Source organism: Mesorhizobium sp. B3-1-6, from assembly GCF_006439555.1.
Lineage (GTDB): Bacteria > Pseudomonadota > Alphaproteobacteria > Rhizobiales > Rhizobiaceae > Mesorhizobium.
Genome location: NZ_VFTM01000049.1, coordinates 18,876 through 35,956, shown reverse-complemented (window position 1 = coordinate 35,956; position 17,081 = coordinate 18,876). Strand labels below are relative to the sequence as shown.

16 protein-coding genes are annotated in these 17,081 nt (G+C 64.0%); 8 read left to right on the top strand and 8 right to left on the bottom strand.

The features are described 5' to 3' along the window. Positions 1–70: 70 nt before the first annotated feature. Positions 71–976, bottom strand: coding sequence for a LysR substrate-binding domain-containing protein (locus FJ414_RS29330; RefSeq protein ID WP_140647846.1), 906 nt, complete (start codon positions 974–976; stop codon positions 71–73). A 31-nt stretch (positions 977–1,007) separates the two neighbouring features. After that, positions 1,008–1,202 (bottom strand): hypothetical protein, encoded by a 195-nt coding sequence (locus FJ414_RS29325; protein WP_140647845.1) that lies wholly within the window; start codon positions 1,200–1,202, stop codon positions 1,008–1,010. An 85-nt stretch (positions 1,203–1,287) separates the two neighbouring features. On the opposite strand from FJ414_RS29325, the gene yidD reads away from it, so the two are divergent. The 5 genes from yidD to FJ414_RS29300 all read left to right on the top strand — a co-directional run bounded on the left by yidD (position 1,288) and on the right by FJ414_RS29300 (position 7,006). Then, the gene (yidD, locus tag FJ414_RS29320) at positions 1,288–1,662 is read left to right on the top strand and encodes a membrane protein insertion efficiency factor YidD (RefSeq protein ID WP_140647844.1); all 375 of its coding nucleotides are present in this window, start codon (positions 1,288–1,290) and stop codon (positions 1,660–1,662) included. A gap of 403 nt (positions 1,663–2,065) precedes the next feature. Further along, positions 2,066–2,878, top strand: coding sequence for a class D beta-lactamase (gene blaOXA, locus FJ414_RS29315; RefSeq protein ID WP_140647843.1), 813 nt, complete (start codon positions 2,066–2,068; stop codon positions 2,876–2,878). Positions 2,879–3,028: 150 nt separating this feature from the next. After that, on the top strand, positions 3,029–5,002 hold the full coding sequence (thrS, locus tag FJ414_RS29310; protein ID WP_140647842.1) for a threonine--tRNA ligase: 1,974 nt from the start codon (positions 3,029–3,031) through the stop codon (positions 5,000–5,002). An 83-nt stretch (positions 5,003–5,085) separates the two neighbouring features. Further along, the gene (locus FJ414_RS29305; protein ID WP_140647841.1) at positions 5,086–6,027 is read left to right on the top strand and encodes a GNAT family N-acetyltransferase; all 942 of its coding nucleotides are present in this window, start codon (positions 5,086–5,088) and stop codon (positions 6,025–6,027) included. Positions 6,028–6,178: 151 nt separating this feature from the next. Then, positions 6,179–7,006, top strand: a complete 828-nt coding sequence (locus FJ414_RS29300; protein ID WP_140647840.1) for an outer membrane protein — start codon at positions 6,179–6,181, stop codon at positions 7,004–7,006. 17 nt (positions 7,007–7,023) lie between these two features. Here FJ414_RS29300 and FJ414_RS29295 read toward each other — a convergent pair whose 3' ends face one another. Continuing rightward, complete coding sequence (locus FJ414_RS29295) at positions 7,024–7,989, bottom strand: hypothetical protein (protein ID WP_140647839.1); 966 nt, start codon at positions 7,987–7,989, stop codon at positions 7,024–7,026. 284 nt (positions 7,990–8,273) lie between these two features. On the opposite strand from FJ414_RS29295, the gene FJ414_RS29290 reads away from it, so the two are divergent. Together FJ414_RS29290 and FJ414_RS29285 are read left to right on the top strand one after the other, a co-directional pair. Beyond that, positions 8,274–8,858: a nitroreductase gene (locus tag FJ414_RS29290; protein ID WP_140647838.1), complete on the top strand. Its 585-nt coding sequence runs from the start codon at positions 8,274–8,276 to the stop codon at positions 8,856–8,858. A 73-nt stretch (positions 8,859–8,931) separates the two neighbouring features. Next, complete coding sequence (locus FJ414_RS29285; RefSeq protein ID WP_140647837.1) at positions 8,932–9,606, top strand: isoprenylcysteine carboxylmethyltransferase family protein; 675 nt, start codon at positions 8,932–8,934, stop codon at positions 9,604–9,606. Between the two features lie 98 nt (positions 9,607–9,704). Here the strand turns inward: FJ414_RS29285 and FJ414_RS29280 are convergent, their stop codons facing one another. Continuing rightward, a complete protein-coding gene (locus tag FJ414_RS29280; protein WP_140647836.1) occupies positions 9,705–10,586 on the bottom strand; it encodes a CoA ester lyase in 882 nt (293 codons plus the stop codon). Beyond that, positions 10,586–11,038 carry a MaoC family dehydratase gene (locus FJ414_RS29275; RefSeq protein ID WP_140647835.1) on the bottom strand — a complete coding sequence of 151 codons (453 nt, stop codon included), beginning with the start codon at positions 11,036–11,038 and terminating at the stop codon, positions 10,586–10,588. Before FJ414_RS29275 ends, FJ414_RS29280 begins: the two co-directional genes overlap by 1 nt. Positions 11,039–11,190: 152 nt before the next feature. On the opposite strand from FJ414_RS29275, the gene FJ414_RS29270 reads away from it, so the two are divergent. After that, positions 11,191–12,312 (top strand): DUF2336 domain-containing protein, encoded by a 1,122-nt coding sequence (locus tag FJ414_RS29270; RefSeq protein WP_140647834.1) that lies wholly within the window; start codon positions 11,191–11,193, stop codon positions 12,310–12,312. A gap of 14 nt (positions 12,313–12,326) precedes the next feature. Here FJ414_RS29270 and FJ414_RS29265 read toward each other — a convergent pair whose 3' ends face one another. The 3 genes from FJ414_RS29265 to parE all read right to left on the bottom strand — a co-directional run bounded on the left by FJ414_RS29265 (position 12,327) and on the right by parE (position 17,024). Further along, positions 12,327–12,764 carry a VOC family protein gene (locus tag FJ414_RS29265; RefSeq protein WP_140647833.1) on the bottom strand — a complete coding sequence of 146 codons (438 nt, stop codon included), beginning with the start codon at positions 12,762–12,764 and terminating at the stop codon, positions 12,327–12,329. Positions 12,765–12,845: 81 nt separating this feature from the next. After that, positions 12,846–14,927, bottom strand: coding sequence for an FUSC family protein (locus tag FJ414_RS29260; protein WP_140647832.1), 2,082 nt, complete (start codon positions 14,925–14,927; stop codon positions 12,846–12,848). Positions 14,928–14,969: 42 nt separating this feature from the next. After that, complete coding sequence (gene parE / locus FJ414_RS29255; RefSeq protein WP_140647831.1) at positions 14,970–17,024, bottom strand: DNA topoisomerase IV subunit B; 2,055 nt, start codon at positions 17,022–17,024, stop codon at positions 14,970–14,972. Positions 17,025–17,081 lie beyond the last annotated feature (57 nt).

Below are 17,081 nucleotides of genomic sequence, written 5' to 3'. Positions count from 1 at the left end.
CAACTTCATGGGCTTCGTCAAACTCGCCGCTATCGCCATCTGGCTCAAATAGTTAAATCGTCACCACCGCCTAGGCCGCTCCCCTGGTCACGGCGAACTCGCTTCGGATCCAGTCGGCAAAAGCCTTGGCGGGTTCCGGCAGATTCCGCCGGCTCCTGGCCACCAGCCAGTAGGCGCCGGAAGCGACATCGATATCGAACGGCTTGATCAAAGTGCCTGACGCGAGTTCTTCCCCGACCTGGAGGAGATCGCCGAGCGCCACGCCATGGCCGAGCAGCGCAGCCTGTTTCGACAGCGAGATGTCCGCCAGCATCGGGCCACGCGCGGGTACCGCATCGGCGGGCACGCCGGCTGCCTGGAACCAGCGCGCCCAACCCTGGCGGTTTTCCTCATGCAGCAGCGTGTAATGGCGAAGGTCGATCGGCTTCTCCAAGGGAGGGCCGGATGCCAACAACCCCGGCGACAGAACCGGTGAATCGACGGTCGAGACCAGGCGCTCGGCCTCGCTGCGCGGCCATGACGTGGCGTGCGCGCTGAAACGCAAGGCGAGTTCGGGCTGATCGCTGCGGAACTCGATCGGTCGTGGATCGACTTCGAGGGACACATCGATATCGGGCCGTAATTGGCGGAAGCGATTGAGCCGCGGCACCAACCATACGGCGGCAAGCGACGGTTCGACGCTTACACGGACGACGGCTTGCGCCGGCGAGGCCGTAAGCTCCGAAAGCACCCGGTCGATGTCATCGAAGCTCCTGACCAATCGGTCGAGCAGCCTTTGTCCCGCATCGGTCAGTTCGACGCGGCGATGGAGGCGCAGAAACAGCGGTCTTCCAAGGAAGGTCTCGAGCTCGCGGATCTGACGGCTGATCGCGGCCTGCGAGACATAAAGCTCCTCGGCCGCCCGGCTGAAGCTCAAATGCCGGCCGGCCGTTTCAAAACTCCTGAGTGCCGTCAGCGGCAGCCGTCCTCGCTTCATTCGCATAACCTCAAGTTATTCAAAGCGGAAATTATACTCGTTTGAGCAGGAAGACCAGCAGCAGTCTAATCCGTTTCAAAGGAGACCTGCCATGAACGAGTTCCTGGCCATTTTCAGTGATGTGATACGGATAGCGACCTTCCAATGGCACGGCGAAGTCGTGCGCGGCGGCCACCATAACTGTCGCGATCTTCCCTCTCACCATCGCCCATGGACCGGCAGCCATCCCGTCCGGCGCTCCAGGCCATGAGGGCATTGCGTTTCAGCGCCGGAGCCCACATCTATCGCGCAGTGAAACAGGCTGCGGAGAAATGGGCGACCATTCCGGGCATACCCATGGCGTCCGGCCGGTGCAGAGCGGGCGCAACTGGCCGGGGCCATGGCGCAAGACGCCTGGGCGCATCCTGGGCACGTCGCTCGTGCGCCTCTATCAACTGACGCTCTCGGGCTTCGTCGGCAACAGCTGCCGGCACCTGCCGACCTGCTCCGAATATGCGCATGAGGCGATAGCTCGCCATGGCCTTTGGGCCGGTGGCTGGATGGGCCTGTTCCGGGTCCTGCGCTGCGGTCCGCTCGGAACGCACGGCATCGACCGCGTGCCGGAGACGCTTGCCCAGCGCTATGTCTGGTTCATGCCCTGGCGCTACTGGCGGATCGGTAAGAAACGCGGCGAAGCCAATAGCTGAGGCTTGTCCCGAAACGGGTGGCGGCACCCGCTGGCCGAAGCGACACTGGAGCCCTCCAAGATGCGAGGTTCCCCATGATGTCGTTGTTCCTGGCCATTCACGCCCATGCCGCCAAGCGGGGCGATGGGCTGCGGCCTGAATTCCTCGGACTGATGCCGCAGCCACGCGATATGCCGAAAGCCGTGAATGAAAATCCGGCCGGCCCTGCCGCTGAGCCAAATGGCGCTTTGAAGGCCGACCCGCAGCCGGGCAAGACAGTTCGCAGGCCTGTCATCGTCTAAGCTTTGTTTACCGCCCGGTAGGGTTAACGCGAAGCTGCACGAACACTGCGAATTTGAGACAAAATCGAGACAAGTCGCCTCGCTAAGCCGCTCCCGCAATCTCATTCCGGAGTGACTTCGCCATGCGCCAGATGGACCGCTATCCTTTCATTTTCGCCATCGCCCCCCTCCTTCTGGCCTGGATGCTGGGCTTGCCGGTGCGGGCGCAATCGGCGCCGCTCGACGATATCCGCTGCACGCTGATCCAGGATTCACGGAGCGGCGAAACGCTTTACCAGGACGGCGTCTGCGACCACCGCGTCAGTCCGGCCTCGACGTTCAAGGTGCCGCTCGCGCTGATCGGCTACGATTCCGGCATTCTGAGCGATCAGCACACGCCGAGCTGGGACTACAAGCCGGAATTCAAGGCGGCGAAGCGTGACCAGAAGACCGTCGATCCGACGATCTGGGAGCGCGACTCCATCGTCTGGTACTCGCGCGAGATCACGCGGCGTCTCGGCGCCGAGAAGTTCGCCGGCTACGTGTCGAAATTCGGCTATGGCAACAAGGACGTCTCGGGCGATGCCGGCAAGGACAACGGGCTCACGCAATCATGGATAAATTCCTCGCTCGAGATATCGCCGGTCGAGCAGACGGCGTTCCTTCGCCAGCTGCTCGCAGGCAAGATGCCGGTGTCGGCGAAGGCGCATGAGATGACCGGGGCGATCCTTCCGACCTTCGCGGCAGGGGATTGGACCGTGCAAGGCAAGACCGGCAGCACAAGGCTCGGCCAGGACGGCAAGCGCACGCTCGGCTGGTTCGTCGGCTGGGCGGAGAAGAACGGCCGCCGCATCGTATTTGCAAGGCTGGTCGTCGATGCCAAACGGACCGATAAGCCGAAAGGCCTCGCGACGCGGGCGGCGTTCCTGAAGGATTTGCCCGGCCTTATCAAATAGAACGGCTTGCGGCTTTACGGCGGCGGAAACTCCTCATAAAAGACTGCCGCTGCCGGACGCCTCCGGCTAACCCTCTGCATGCCGCAACGCATCCTGCGGCATGCATTTTACCACCCGCGCTCGTTTGCGGGACTGGATAGGAGAACCCTGATGCCGAATTCCGTTTCCCTGACATTTCCCGATGGTTCCATCCGCGAGTACGATGCGGCGCTGACCGGCGCGGGTCTTGCCGAATCGATCTCCAAGTCGCTGGCCAAGAAGGCTGTCGCCTATAGCCTCGAAGGCACCGTTCGCGATCTTTCCGATCCGCTCGGCACGTCCGGCAAGGTCGAGATCATCACCCGCGAGGATCCGCGCGCGCTGGAACTCATCCGCCACGACACGGCGCATGTGCTGGCAGAGGCCGTGCAGGAGCTGTGGCCGGGAACGCAGGTGACAATCGGGCCGGTGATCGAGAACGGGTTCTATTACGACTTCGCGCGCAACGAGCCGTTCACGCCGGACGATTTCCCGGTGATCGAGAAGAAGATGCGCGAGATCATTGCGCGCAACAAGCCGTTCACCAAGGAAGTGTGGTCGCGCGAGAAGGCGAAGAAGGTCTTCGCCGACAAGGGCGAGCGCTACAAGCTCGAGCTGATCGACGCCATTCCGGAAGACCAGGACCTCAAGATCTACGCCCAGGGCGACTGGTTCGACTTGTGCCGCGGTCCGCACATGGCCTCGACCGGGCAGATCGGCAATGCCTTCAAGCTGATGAAGGTGGCGGGCGCCTATTGGCGCGGTGACTCGAACAATCCGATGCTAACGCGCATCTACGGCACAGCCTTTGCCGACCAGGCGCAGCTCGAGGCCTACCAGACGCTGCTGGAAGAGGCGGAGAAGCGCGATCATCGCAAGCTCGGCCGCGAGATGGACCTGTTCCATTTCCAGGAAGAGGGGCCGGGCGTCGTCTTCTGGCACGCCAAGGGCTGGAAGATGGTGCAGAACCTGATCAACTACATGCGCCGCCGCCTCGACGAGCACGGCTATCAGGAGGTCAACGCGCCGCAGGTGCTGGACAAGAGCCTGTGGGAGACGTCGGGCCACTGGGGCTGGTATCGCGATGCGATGTTCAAGGTGACTGTCGCCGGCGACGATACCGACGACGACCGTGTCTTCGCGCTGAAGCCGATGAACTGTCCCGGTCACGTGCAGATCTTCAAGCACGGGTTGAAGTCCTACCGCGAACTGCCCGTCAAGCTTGCGGAGTTCGGCAATGTGCATCGCTACGAGCCGTCGGGCGCGCTGCACGGGCTGATGCGCGTACGCGGCTTCACGCAGGACGACGCGCATATCTTCTGCACCGAGGAGCAGCTCGCGGCCGAATGCCTGCGCATCAACGACCTGATCCTGTCGACCTATGCCGATTTCGGCTTCGACGAGGTCAGCGTGAAGCTGTCGACCCGGCCGGACAAGCGCGTCGGCACCGACGAGGCCTGGGATCATGCCGAGGCGATCATGAGCAACGTGCTGGAGACGATCCGCGCGCGCTCCGGCAACCGCATCAAGACCTCGATCAATCCGGGCGAGGGCGCGTTCTACGGGCCGAAGTTCGAGTATGTGCTGAAGGACGCCATCGGCCGCGAATGGCAATGCGGCACCACGCAAGTCGACTTCAACCTGCCGGAGCGCTTCGGCGCCTTCTATATCGGCTCGGACTCGGAGAAGAAGCAGCCGGTGATGGTGCATCGCGCGGTCTGCGGCTCGATGGAGCGGTTTCTCGGCATCCTGATCGAGAATTATTCCGGCCATTTCCCGCTGTGGTTCGCGCCGCTGCAGGTGGTGGTGGCGACGATCACCTCGGATGCGGACCAATACGCCATCAAGGTCGTCGAACGGCTGAAGGCGGCGGGACTGTTGGCCGAAGCCGACCTGCGCAACGAGAAGATCAACTACAAGGTGCGTGAGCATTCCCTGGCCAAGGTCCCGGTCATCCTCGTCTGCGGCAAGCGCGAGGCGGAAGAGGAAACCGTCAATGTCCGCCGGCTGGGCTCCCGCGAGCAGGAATCGCTGAAGCTCGACGAAGCGGTGAAGCAGCTTTCCGACGAGGCGGTCTCGCCCGACCGCAAGCGTCGCGCAGCCTGATCTACCAGCACTTCCTAGAATGGCGGTGGCGTCTCCACCGCCATTTTCATATGCCTGTCACGCCAGCCTTGTAACGAGCCGCCATGCTCAAGTTGAAACTGCGGGAAAGACGATTTCCCGAGCTTTCCTACGCCAACCCGCATCAACCGGTGCTGACGCGCTGGTTCATCCATTCCGTTGAGGGTCTGTCGGGTCGCGACCGCTTTGCCGTGCTCTACGACTTCTGGCGCCGCCAGGTGGTTCCCACCGGCGACCGCGTGTTCACCCGCATGCTGGAGCTGATCGACGTCAAGGTCCGCAACGCCGTGCAATGGCCGCCGGCGGCGCTGCCCGATACGCCGCTGGTCATCGTCGCCAACCACCCCTTCGGCATCGGCGACGGCATTGCCGTGCTTTCGCTTGTCGAGCAGTTGGGCCGCCCGTTCCGGGTCATGATCCATAAGGACCTGCTCAGGATCCGCGAGATGGAGCCCTATTCGCTGCCGATCGATTTTTCCGAGACAAAGGAAGCGCTGAAGAACAATATGGCGGTGCGCCATGAGGCCGTGAGGCTGTTGAAGGAAGGTGTCACCATCGTGATCTTCCCCGCTGGCGGTGTCGCCACGGCGCCCAAGGTCTTCGGCCGCGCCATCGACCTGCCATGGAAGATGTTTCCGGCCAAGCTGGTTCAGGAAGCCAAGGCCTCGGTCATCCCGATGCACTTTTCCGGCCAGAATGGGCGTCTGTTCCACCTCGTCAGCGGTCCGATGAACATGGCCGAGCGCGACAACCGTGTGGCCAAGTTCATCGGCAAGGCATCGTTGACGCTGCGTCTTTCCCTGCTCATCCGCGAGTTCGCCCGTCTGTCAGGCAGGACAATCGAGGTGCGGGTAGGCGACGTGCTGAGCTGGCGCGACCTCGAGCCGCTGCGCGAGCGCAAGGCGCTGCTCGATCGTCTCTACCGCTCGGTCTTCGACCTAGCGATCCCGGCTGCGCAACGCGGACGTGTGCCGTTCCTGCCGAAGCGGATGCGCAAGGCCGCCTGACGGACAAGCTTCGTCTTGGCGACATAGTCACCCTTGATAGCCTTATTTTAGCTGTTGCTTTAGTAATTTATAGATATTCATACTGTGGCTTAATAGCCGCAGTCACGGGTTGCGCGATTTGCTATCAAAAGCTGGGTGGGGAGCTGAGCCGATGAATATCGCCAACACTATTGTATTGACGGGACTGGTCCTGGGTGCCGCAGGAGTTGGTATCAACTCCGCAATGGCCGGCGATGCGGCCCCCTCTTGGAGTGGCGCCTATATCGGCGCCAATATCGGCTATGGCTGGGATTCAGGCGACTTGGGTTTATTGTTGAAACCAGGGCCTGAACACGCACCGCCTGATTTTCCTATTGAAGACATTCAGGCGATTGTAGACGCTCTTAACGAGGCCGGTGCGTTTCCAACGTCGATGTCACCCTCCGCGCGCGGCGTCGTTGGCGGGGGCCAGGTTGGCTATAACTGGCAGCTGCCTTCCAACTGGGTCGTCGGCATCGAGGCGGATATTCAGGCGTCGGGGATAAAGGGCTCGGAGACGCAACTAAGGAGCCCCCAGTCTTTTGACCAGACAGATACGACCGTCAGCAAGAAAGTTGACTGGTATGGCACCGTGCGCGCCCGCGCCGGCTATCTCGTCGATCCGCAATGGCTGGTCTACGCGACTGGCGGTTTGGCCTACGGCAAGACCAATATTGGCTTCAGCACGGTCAATTTGCCTCCCATACCCGCGCAGAATCCCTGCTCCGAAGTTGATACTTGCGTAAACAGTTCGTCCGACAGCACCCGGTTGGGCTGGGCGTTGGGAGCGGGCGTCGAGACGATGCTGGCGCCCAACTGGAGCGTCAAAGCCGAGTACCTCTATGTTGATCTCGGGCGTCGGTCTTTTACAGCTCCCGCGACTGCTCCGGTGGATTTCAAAGTGTCGGCCAAGTTCCACGAGCAGACCGTTCGCATCGGCCTGAACTACCACTTCAACTGAGAGCGAGCCGTACCCGGTCAGTCCGCGCCTTCCTCCGGATCGATGGCGGACTGCTCATTGGCCACCACCTCGATTTCCTGATTCTGGCCGGCAACGACCGTGAAGTCCTTCTGGTAGATGCGGTCGCGGTTCTTGGCGATGATGGTGTACTGGCCTTCGGCCAGCACCATCGATGCGAAGGCGCCGACCGCTTCCTTGATCGGATCGCCGCTTTCGTTGAGCAGCGACCAGGACGTGTCGGCGATGGCTTCGCCGCCGGGCTCGCGCACCAGCTTCATCGTCATCTCGGCGGCGCGGTGCTCGACGGTCGCCTCCGTCAGCTTGCCGGCCTCGACGCGGATATCGGAGCGGATCACGGCGTTGACCGCGCCATAGGTGGAGACGACATGGTAGGTGCCGGCATTCAGCCGCACCACGGTGTTCGGCGCGACGTCGGGGGCGATCAGCGCCCGGTCGCCATTGGCCGCGGCCGCGCCTTCATAGATCGAAAAGCGCAGTTTCTTCGACGGGATGGGCGCGCCGCCCGATGTCACCGCGTCGAGCTTCAGGCCGCCGGCATCGAGCACAAGGCTTTCGCGCCGGGCCTCCTTGCCGACGGTGATGCGCTTGGTGGCGCCGGCGCGTCCGTAGGAGGCATGGACGAGATAGCTGCCCGGGTCGAGCTGGAACACGGCCGTGCCGCCATGCGCGGACGCCACCATCGGCAGCTTGCCGTCGCTGGCGGGTTCCGGCTTGAAGACGCGCCAGACGATGCCGCGAGTGATGTCGGCGCCCTTGTCGGTCAACTGCGCCGACAGGGTGATGGCGCCGCCATTGCCGAGCGCCAGCGGCGCCCCGGTCTTTGGCGTCGCATAGCTCGAAATGCCTGGAAGTTTGATGTTGCCGACATCATTGGCGTTCTGGGCGAGCGCGAAGGAAACCGGCACCGCGAACAACGCAGCGACCAGTGCGATCACGAAAAGGCGCAGGTACCCCTCAAACATGCTTGCGTTGAAGCCCAAGGCGGTGGCAATTTCAAGGCCTAGAGCCGGATGATTTCAGGTCGAATTGACCTGAAATCTGAATCCGGCTCTAAGTCAAAGAAGTAGAGCATGATGTCGTCCGAAAACCGCTTCACACTTTTCGGCATCATACTCTAGAAGCGCGTCGCCCCGGCGCGGCAGCTTCTTATCCGGCGCAAAACGCCACCGCCCGAGCCGCCCGACCTCCCGATGGCGTGCTTCAGCTCAAAATTGAATGCTATTGAATGCTTAGGAGACTTGCGCCCATGGCGTCGCCGATCATCGACTTCCTGCTCACCCGCAATTCCGCGCCGATCCCCGACCTCAAGGAGCCGGCGCCGAGCGATGCCGAGATCGCGACGATGATCGCGGCGGCCTCGCGCGTGCCCGACCATGGCAGGCTCGAGCCCTGGCGTTTCATCCTCTATCGCGGCGAAGCGCGGGTCGAGATAGGCCGGAAGCTGGCGGCGCTTGCCGAGCAGCGCGAGGGGCCATTGCCGGAAGGCCGGCGCAACCAGGAATTGGCGCGCTTCTCGCGCGCGCCTCTGGTGATCGGCGTCGTGTCGGTGCCAAAGGAGAACCCGAAGATCCCGCAATGGGAGATGTTCCTGTCGGGCGGCATGGCGGCCATGAACCTGATGATCGCGGCCAACGCGCTGGGCTATGGCACCAACATGATCAGCAACTGGTATTCCGATGTGGCCGAGGGCAGGGCGATCCTCGGGCTGTCGCCGCAGGAGCGCGTCATCGGCTTCGTCCATATCGGGTCGTATCATGGGCCTGCGCCGGAGCGGCCACGGCCCGATCCGGCGAAGCTCTATGCCGATTACGCCGGTCCCTGGGCCGGTTAGGATCTTTTGGGATTTTCGCAGAACGGCTCGGCGGGCGGCCAATAGTGGCGGGGGACGTCACGGAAGGTTGGTCATGGTCTCGAGATTGGTTTTCCAGACATTCGTATGGTTCGGCATCATGGGCGCGCTGATGTTCGTGTCGGCCGGCACGCTGCACTGGACCGGAGCCTGGGTGTACATAGTCGTGATGGTCGGACTGAGCCTGACCATGGGCGTGGCGCTCGCCCGGCGCGATCCAGGCCTGATGAACGAGCGCCTCCGCCCGCCGATCCAGAAGACCCAGACCGCGGCCGACAAGATCGTGCTGAGCCTATTGCTTATCGGCATTTTCGCCTGGCTGGTCCTGATGGGGCTCGACTTCCGCTTCCGCTGGTCGGCAACTCCCGTATGGGTGCAGGTGGTCGGCGTGCTGGTCCTGCTCGTCGGCATCTGGATCTGCTATCTCACGATGCTGGAAAACAGCTTTGCGGCGCCTGTCGTGAAGATCCAGGACGAGCGCGGGCAGAAGGTGATCACCACCGGTCCATACGGCTATGTCCGCCACCCCATGTATGCCGGCGCCATACTCTATTTTGCCGGCACGGCGCTGCTGCTTGGTTCCTGGTGGGGGTTGGCATCGGTCCCCGCCTTCATCGTCCTGCTCGCCATCCGCACCTTCATCGAGGAAAAGACCTTGCGGACCGGCCTGCGGGGCTATGACGATTACGCCGCGCGCGTTCGCTACAAACTGATCCCGATGGTCTGGTAGCGGTCAGGCGGCGCTGCCTGCCGCCCTAGAGCATTTCACCGTTTCCGTGAAACGGTGAAATGCTCCTTGTTTTTACGCAATTCCGGACAGAAAACCGCTCACACTTTTCCTGGAATTGCTCTAGCGCGAGCCAGCAAACGCTCGGCCAGGCGCAGATGCGGCCGGTCGTACATCTTGCCGTCGATGCCGACGACGCCCGGGTTTCCCGCCGCCGCGAAGGCGTCGACGATCGCCTGCGACCGCCCGACCGCTTCGGCGGACGGCGTGAAGGCGGCGTTGATGACCGGCACCTGCGCCGGATGGATCGCCATCTTGCCGGTGAAGCCGTCGCGCTCGGCCTCGCGGCATTCCTTCTCGAAGGCGGCCATGTCGCGGAAATCCGGAAAGACGGTGTCGATGGCGGCGACTTCGGCCGCGCCGGCCGCCAGAATGGTCATGGTGCGCGCCAGGCGAAACAGCTCGGTGTAGCGGCCGCCCTCGTCGCGGGTCGAGCGCGCGCCGATCGCGGCCGACAAGTCCTCGGCGCCCCAGGTCAGGCCGGCGAGCCGCGCGCTCGTTCCGGCATAGCTGGCCGCCGCCAACACGCCCGCCGCGGTCTCGGTGATGATCGGCAGGATTCTTATGGCGCCGTCCGGCAGCCCGTTTTCGGCCTCATGCACCCGGAGCTTCGCCGCCAGCTGCTGGACGTCCCGTCCGCTGTTCGACTTGGGCAGCATGATGCCGTCGGGCTTCGCGGCGACGAGTGCCGCGAGATCGGCGTCGGTGAGGCCGGTCGACAGGTCGTTGACCCGCACATAGATGGCGGAACCCGTCCGGTGTCTTTGGCTCGAAATGGACCCGGCCGCGGTCGTGCGTGCCGCTCCCTTGTTCGCGGCGGCGACGGAATCCTCAAGATCGACGATGACCACGTCGGCACCGGCTTCAAAACCTTTTTCCAGCTTCCGCTCGGAGTCGCCGGGTACGAAAAGCAGCGAGCGCATCAGGCCGCCTTCTTCAGCATCATCGCCTGCCTTGTGCATTTGGCGACGAGAACGGCATTTTGATTGTAGGCGCGATGCTCGAACTCGACGATGCCGCGGTCGGGTTTCGACTTGGACTCGCGCACGGAGACGACCGTCGTCTCGACCCGGATGGTGTCGCCGTGAAAGACGGGATGCGGGAACACCGTCTCCTTCATGCCGAGATTGGCGACCGTGGTGCCGACGGTGATGTCGTTCACCGAAATGCCGATCATCAGGCCGAGCGTGAACAGCGAATTCACCAGCGGCTTGCCCCATTCGGTCTTTGCGGCGAAGTCGAAATCGATGTGCAGGGGCTGCGGGTTCAGCGTCATCACCGAAAACAGCATGTTGTCGCTCTCGGTCACTGTCTTGCGCAGCGTGTGATGGAAAACGTGGCCGACGACAAACTCTTCCAGGTAAAGCCCGGCCATGGTTCGATCTCCTCCAATGCACCTGCTTGATAGGCGTTGGCCGCGCCTCCATCAAGCCGGTTAAGAAACATGGTGAACCGTTCGTAAACCATTTCCAGCCTACCGTTGACAACGGGGCCGGGAACATCCCGGCGAGGGCGTAGCTGGTCGGCATGGTTGTTTCGCACTTTCTAAAATGGATTGATACGGCACGGGTTTCCGAGCGTGCCGCCGCCGCGAGCGCGCTGGCGCGTGCCTATATCAATTCCGATCTGCCGTTCGAGGATCGCTGCGCCGCCGAGGCGGCGCTCACGCTGCTTCTGGACGACGCTTCCTCCAAGGTGCGCCAGGCGCTCGCCGAGGCGCTGTCGATGAGCCATCACGCGCCGCCGCAGGTGATCAGCGCGTTGGCCGCCGACCAGCCGGAAGTCGCGGCGCTGGTTCTGGCGCGTTCGCCGCTGCTTACCGATGCCGATCTGGTCGAGCGCGTCGCCTGCGGCCAGAAGGCGACGCAGAAGCTGATCGCCAACCGTCCGGTCGTCTCGATGTCGCTGGCGGCGGCGATCGCCGAGATCGGCGAACCGGAGGCCTGCGCCGCGCTGGTCGGCAACAGCGGCGCCGAGATTGCTTCGCTGAGCTTCCGCCGCATGGCCGAGCGGCACGGCCACCTGCCGCTGGTGCGCGAGGCGCTGATTGCCGATCGACGCCTGCCCGCCGATTGCCGGCACATGCTGCTGGTCAAGCTCGGCGAGACCCTGAAAGGTTCACCCCTGGTGCTGGCGATGATGGGTGCGGCGCGCGCCGATCGCGTGATGCGCGACGCCTGCGTGAAGGCCTCGGTGACGCTGATCGAGGGAACGCGCCTGGAAGAACATGCCGCGCTGATCGAGCATCTGAGGCTGCGCGGCGACCTTACGGCAAGCTTCATCATCCGCACCATCGCGCATGGCAAGGTGGACTTCTTCGGCTCGACGCTGGTGGCTTTGGCCCAACAGTCCGAGCAGCGGGTGACGGCACTTCTCGCCGGCGGGCACGACGTGGCCCTGCAGGCGCTGTTCCGCAGCGCCGGACTTGCGCCGGCCACGCATGCCATCATCCTGCGCGCGCTCAAGATCTGGCGCGAGGTCGCCAACGGCCGGCGTGTCGCCGGCGTACAGGAAGTGAGCTGGCTGATGTTGAAGGAGCTCGGCGGCCAATCCGCCGAGGGCGATCTTGCCGGACTGGTGAAGTCTATCCACCTCGACGCCTTGCGGGAAAATGCGCGCGGGCACGCGCTGGCCATCGCCGCGGCCTAGGGCATATTCACGTCTCAGCCGAGTTCCTGGGCGAGGCCGATGAGAAGCCCTTCAGGCCCGCGGATGTAGCAGAGCCGATACGCGTCCTTATACTGGACCACGTCGCCGACGAGCTCGGCGCCGCGCTTGCGGAGTCTCTCAAGCGTCTCGTCGACGTCGTCCACGGCGAACATGACGCGGAGATAGCCCAGGGCGTTCACCGGAGCGTTGCGGTGATCCGCGACGACAGGCGGTGTGATGAAGCGGGACAGCTCGAGCCGGCTGTGACCGTCCGGCGTGCGCATCATCGCAATCTCGACGTGCTGATCGCCGAGTCCGGTGACACGTCCGGCCCATTCTCCCTCGATAATGGCCCGTCCCTCGAGTTCAAGACCGAGCTCGCGGAAGAATTCAATCGTCTCGTCGAGGTCCTCGACGACGATTCCTATGTTGTCCATCCGTTTGAGCGCCATGTGTCCAACCTAGAATGTCTCGACCAGCCTAACAAGAACCATTCCCGAACCGGTCTCACCTGAAACGGGGCTCCGAATTGTTCAGTGGCGGCCCTTCGCAAAGAAATCCGGACAATCTTCCATCGCCGCGGCGATGATGCGCAGCGAGGCGGTGATCTGCAGCATTTCGAGCCGATCGCTGCGTTGGGCGATGCTGGCCGCATATTCCCTCGCCACCGCGACGGTCGCGGTCTGCGGCTCGCCCGGCCGTTTAAACAGCAATTCGCGCGCCAGGCCGCGCAGGAAATTGCCGATGGACTCGACCGTTTCGTGCGGGACGGCGGAGTTCAGTTGCGCGTGGCGCAGCCGCAGCACTTCCAGCCCGACGGTGACGGCCGAAATGCTTCCGCCAAGAATGGGATCGCCCTTGCGGCCCGTTTGCTGCACCTGCGGCATCAACTGGTTGATCCGGTCATAGGCGAGGCTTTCGAAGGCCGAGCGCCGGGGAATGCGCTCATGCAGGCAAAGCCGCGCCAGATCCTCGCGCATCGCCTGCGAGATACGCTCCACGGTGACCCAGGGGTCGGCGGGCAGCACGACGATGAAGACGCCGATGGCAATCAGGATGCCGACCAGGATCGACGCCGAGCCGGCGAAGAACGGCCCGGGATCGTAGATCATCTGCTGATGCGGGCTGAGGAAGGCGAGGAAGTTGATGGCGAAGGCGGTGGCGACGCCGACATGGCGGGGATTTGCCATGCCGAGCGCCGCGGGCACCAGGATCGGCACCACGAGGAGCGTGAACCAGCCGAAGCCCGGCAGCGCCGGCAGCGCGACCTGGCCGACCAGAAAGGCAAAAGGCAGCGCGATCAGCGTTCCGGTGAAGAAACCCCAGGCGGACTGCACCGGATCCGGGCGCGCCGCGAACAGGCTGGAGACGACGGCGACGAGGATGACGGTGCCGGCGGCTTCCGACCATTTGGTCGTCAGCCAGAAGATCGCCACGAGCAACGTCGCGAGCGCGGCGCGCACGGCGTTGCGCCACGCGGCCTGGTAGTCGCGGTGGACGACCAGCGCCGGCTGGGCCCGCTCGCTCGACTTCCGCGAGACGGGCGAGCGAAGCGCGTCAAGGCCGCGCATCACCTGCTTCAGCGCCTCGGCGAAATCGCCGGCAATGGTCAGGCGGGTGATGGTGCCGACCTTGTCTTCGGCGGTATCGCTGGAGCCGTCATCGTTGGGAAGGTCGGGCATCTCCCTGGCCTTGCTTGCGATCGCACCGAGCCGCGCCACCCAGGGGCCGGTGTCGTCGAGCGCGCCGGGTGTCGCCGCCAGTTCGCCGACGAAGGCCTTCAATTCGCTGCGCATGGGAATGAGCGCCGCGTTCTTCGGCCTGCGGTGGCTGTGCAGTGCGCGCGCCGCCGAAAGCGCCCACAGAAGCTGACCGATCGTGCGCCGCACCGGGTGGGCGCGGGTGGCGAAGCTCGGCGCCTCCAGCCGCGCATAGGTGCGCATCTCGGCAAGCGTCTGGGCATCGGTGATCAGCTTGCGCTGGAGTGCGGCGAGGCTTGCCGGATCGCCGTTGGAAAAGGCGCCGCCGGCATATTCGGCGAGGTCGAGGATGCTGCGCTTCAACCTGGAGATGATGGCGTCGGCCGCGAGCTTCGGCAGGATCAGCCGGCTGGTGACGCCGGCGCAGACGATGCCGAGCGCGATCTCCGCGCAGCGGGCGACGGCCAGGTCGACGACTATATGCGGTTGTCCGAGGGCCGGCAGGCTGATGATCATCGCGGTATAGCCGGCAAGCGCGGCGCCATAGGCTTCCGGGTTGCGCAATAGCGACGAGACCAGCGTGCAGACGCCGATCCAGAGCGCCAGCACGCTCACCAACAGCCAGGGATTGGCGCCGAACAGCGATGTGATGCCGACGGCCGCCAGGCCGCCGGCCAGCGTGCCGAGCAGCCGGTAGAAGCCCTTTGCCAGCACCATGCCGGCGACCGGCTGCGCGACGATGAACACCGTCATCATCGCCCATTGCGGATGGTCGAGCTTCAGCGCGTAGGCGACAAGCAGCGCGATCAGTCCGGCCGAAACCGTGCGCAGGGCAAAAATCCAGTCCGAACGGGTCGGCTGCGTCAAACCGCTTAAGGGCGTCTCGACAAGCTCTTTCAACCGCGTCCAGGTCACATCGGTTCTCCGTGCCGGAGACTGTTATGGACCGGCAGGCGATCAGATATCCAGCACGTCCGCCTCTGCGAATTCGGCGCGCTCCTGGATGAAGCGGAAACGCGCCTCGGGCTTGGTGCCCATCAGCGCGTCGACGGCATCCTTGGTGGCCTGCTCGGCGTCGATCACGTCGACCCTTAGAAGCGTGCGCTTCCTCGGATCCATCGTGGTCTCCTTGAGCTGCGCGGCCATCATCTCGCCGAGGCCCTTGAAGCGGCCGATCTCGACCTTGCCGCGGCCGGTGAATTCGGTGCGCAGCAGTTCGTCCTTGTGCGCGTCGTCGCGAGCGTAGCCGACCTTGCCGCCCTGCCGGATCGAATAGAGCGGCGGCACGGCCATATAGAGATGGCCGCCGCGGATCAGGTTCGGCATCTCCTGATAGAAGAAGGTGATCAACAGCGAAGCGATGTGCGCGCCGTCGACGTCGGCGTCGGTCATGATGATCACGCGGTCGTAGCGCAGATCCTCGTCGCGGTATTTCGAGCGCGTGCCGCAGCCGAGCGCCTGGATCAGGTCGGAAATCTGCTGGTTGGCAGCAAGCTTGTCGTTGCCGGCGGAGGCGACGTTGAGGATCTTGCCGCGCAGCGGCAGCACCGCCTGGCTGGCGCGGTCGCGCGCCTGCTTGGCCGAGCCGCCGGCCGAGTCGCCCTCGACGATGAAGATCTCGGCGCCGGCGGCGGCGTTCTGCGTGCAGTCGGCGAGCTTGCCCGGAAGGCGCAGCTTGCGCACCGCGCTCTTGCGCGAGACTTCCTTTTCCTGGCGGCGCCGCACGCGTTCGTCGGCGCGCGCGATCACCCACTCCAGAAGCTTCGAGGCTTCCTGCGGATTGTCTGCCAGCCAGTGGTCGAACGGGTCGCGAAGGGCGTTCTCGACGATGCGCATCGCCTCGATCGTCGCCAGCCTGTCCTTGGTCTGGCCGACGAATTCAGGCTCGCGGATGAACACCGACAGCATGCCGGCGGCCGAGATCATCACGTCGTCGGTGGTGATGATCGAGGCGCGCTTGTTGCCGATGAGGTCGGCGTAAGCGCGCAGTCCGCGCGTCAGCACGTTGCGGAATCCGGCCTCATGCGTGCCGCCTTCGGGGGTCGGAATGGTGTTGCAATAGGAGTTGAGGAAACCGTCGCCGCCGAACCAGGTCACCGCCCATTCGAGCGAAGCATGACCGCCCTGCTTGTCGCTCTTGCCGGCGAAGACCTCGCGCGTGACCTGGAATTCGTCGCCGAGCGTCGCCTTGAGATAGTCCTTCAGGCCGCCGGGGAAATGGAACTCGGCCTTGGCCGGCGTCTGGTCCTTTTCCTTGATCAGCGACGGATCGCAGGTCCAGCGGATCTCGACGCCGCCGAACAGATAGGCCTTCGAGCGCGTCATGCGGTAAAGCCGCGCCGGTTCGAAGGCGGCGCCCTTGCCGAAAATCTGCTCGTCGGGATGGAAGCGGGTCCTGGTGCCGCGGCGGTTGTGGACCTCGCCGAGATGCTCAAGACCGCTGACCGGGACGCCGCGCGAAAAACGCTGGCGGTAGAGCTGACGTCCCCGCGCGACCTCGACCTCGAGATGGTCGGACAACGCGTTGACGACCGAAACGCCGACGCCATGCAGGCCGCCGGAGGTCTCGTAGACCTTGGAGTCGAACTTGCCGCCCGAATGCAGCGTGGTCATGATGACTTCGAGCGCTGGCTTCTTGAATTTCGGATGCGGATCGACCGGGATGCCGCGGCCGTTGTCGGTGACGGTCAGGAAGCCGTCGGCGGAAAGCTCGACGTCGATGAAGGTGGCGTGACCGGCCACAGCTTCGTCCATGGAATTGTCGATGACCTCGGCGAACAGGTGATGCATCGCCTTGTCGTCGGTGCCGCCGATATACATGCCCGGACGGCGGCGCACCGGTTCCAGCCCTTCCAGCACCTCGATGTCGGCGGCGCTGTAGCCCTCGCTGCCGTCGCGGGCGGGGGCCGAACGCTTCGCGGCCTGCATGAGCGGATCGGCCGGGCGCGACGGCGCGCGCACCGGCTGTGCCGGCTTTTCCATCTTGCCGAAGAGGTCGTTGCTGTCGTCCATGCTGGGCCTAGCGTCCGGTAAAGCGAATCACGTCTCGATACTGCCACGCTTTTGGCG

Excerpts from the sequence above, each read along its gene's own strand:
- FJ414_RS29300 (WP_140647840.1), top strand. The coding sequence starts at position 6,179 with ATGAATATCGCCAACACTATTGTATTGACGGGACTGGTCCTGGGTGCC.
- blaOXA (WP_140647843.1), top strand. The coding sequence starts at position 2,066 with ATGCGCCAGATGGACCGCTATCCTTTCATTTTCGCCATCGCCCCCCTC.
- parE (WP_140647831.1), bottom strand. The coding sequence starts at position 17,024 with ATGGACGACAGCAACGACCTCTTCGGCAAGATGGAAAAGCCGGCACAG.
- FJ414_RS29330 (WP_140647846.1), bottom strand. The coding sequence starts at position 976 with ATGAAGCGAGGACGGCTGCCGCTGACGGCACTCAGGAGTTTTGAAACG.
- FJ414_RS29290 (WP_140647838.1), top strand. The coding sequence starts at position 8,274 with ATGGCGTCGCCGATCATCGACTTCCTGCTCACCCGCAATTCCGCGCCG.
- FJ414_RS29270 (WP_140647834.1), top strand. The coding sequence starts at position 11,191 with ATGGTTGTTTCGCACTTTCTAAAATGGATTGATACGGCACGGGTTTCC.
- thrS (WP_140647842.1), top strand. The coding sequence starts at position 3,029 with ATGCCGAATTCCGTTTCCCTGACATTTCCCGATGGTTCCATCCGCGAG.
- yidD (WP_140647844.1), top strand. The coding sequence starts at position 1,288 with ATGGGCGACCATTCCGGGCATACCCATGGCGTCCGGCCGGTGCAGAGC.
- FJ414_RS29265 (WP_140647833.1), bottom strand. The coding sequence starts at position 12,764 with ATGGCGCTCAAACGGATGGACAACATAGGAATCGTCGTCGAGGACCTC.
- FJ414_RS29325 (WP_140647845.1), bottom strand. The coding sequence starts at position 1,202 with ATGGCTGCCGGTCCATGGGCGATGGTGAGAGGGAAGATCGCGACAGTT.
- FJ414_RS29280 (WP_140647836.1), bottom strand. The coding sequence starts at position 10,586 with ATGCGCTCGCTGCTTTTCGTACCCGGCGACTCCGAGCGGAAGCTGGAA.
- FJ414_RS29295 (WP_140647839.1), bottom strand. The coding sequence starts at position 7,989 with ATGTTTGAGGGGTACCTGCGCCTTTTCGTGATCGCACTGGTCGCTGCG.
- FJ414_RS29305 (WP_140647841.1), top strand. The coding sequence starts at position 5,086 with ATGCTCAAGTTGAAACTGCGGGAAAGACGATTTCCCGAGCTTTCCTAC.
- FJ414_RS29285 (WP_140647837.1), top strand. The coding sequence starts at position 8,932 with ATGGTCTCGAGATTGGTTTTCCAGACATTCGTATGGTTCGGCATCATG.
- FJ414_RS29275 (WP_140647835.1), bottom strand. The coding sequence starts at position 11,038 with ATGGCCGGGCTTTACCTGGAAGAGTTTGTCGTCGGCCACGTTTTCCAT.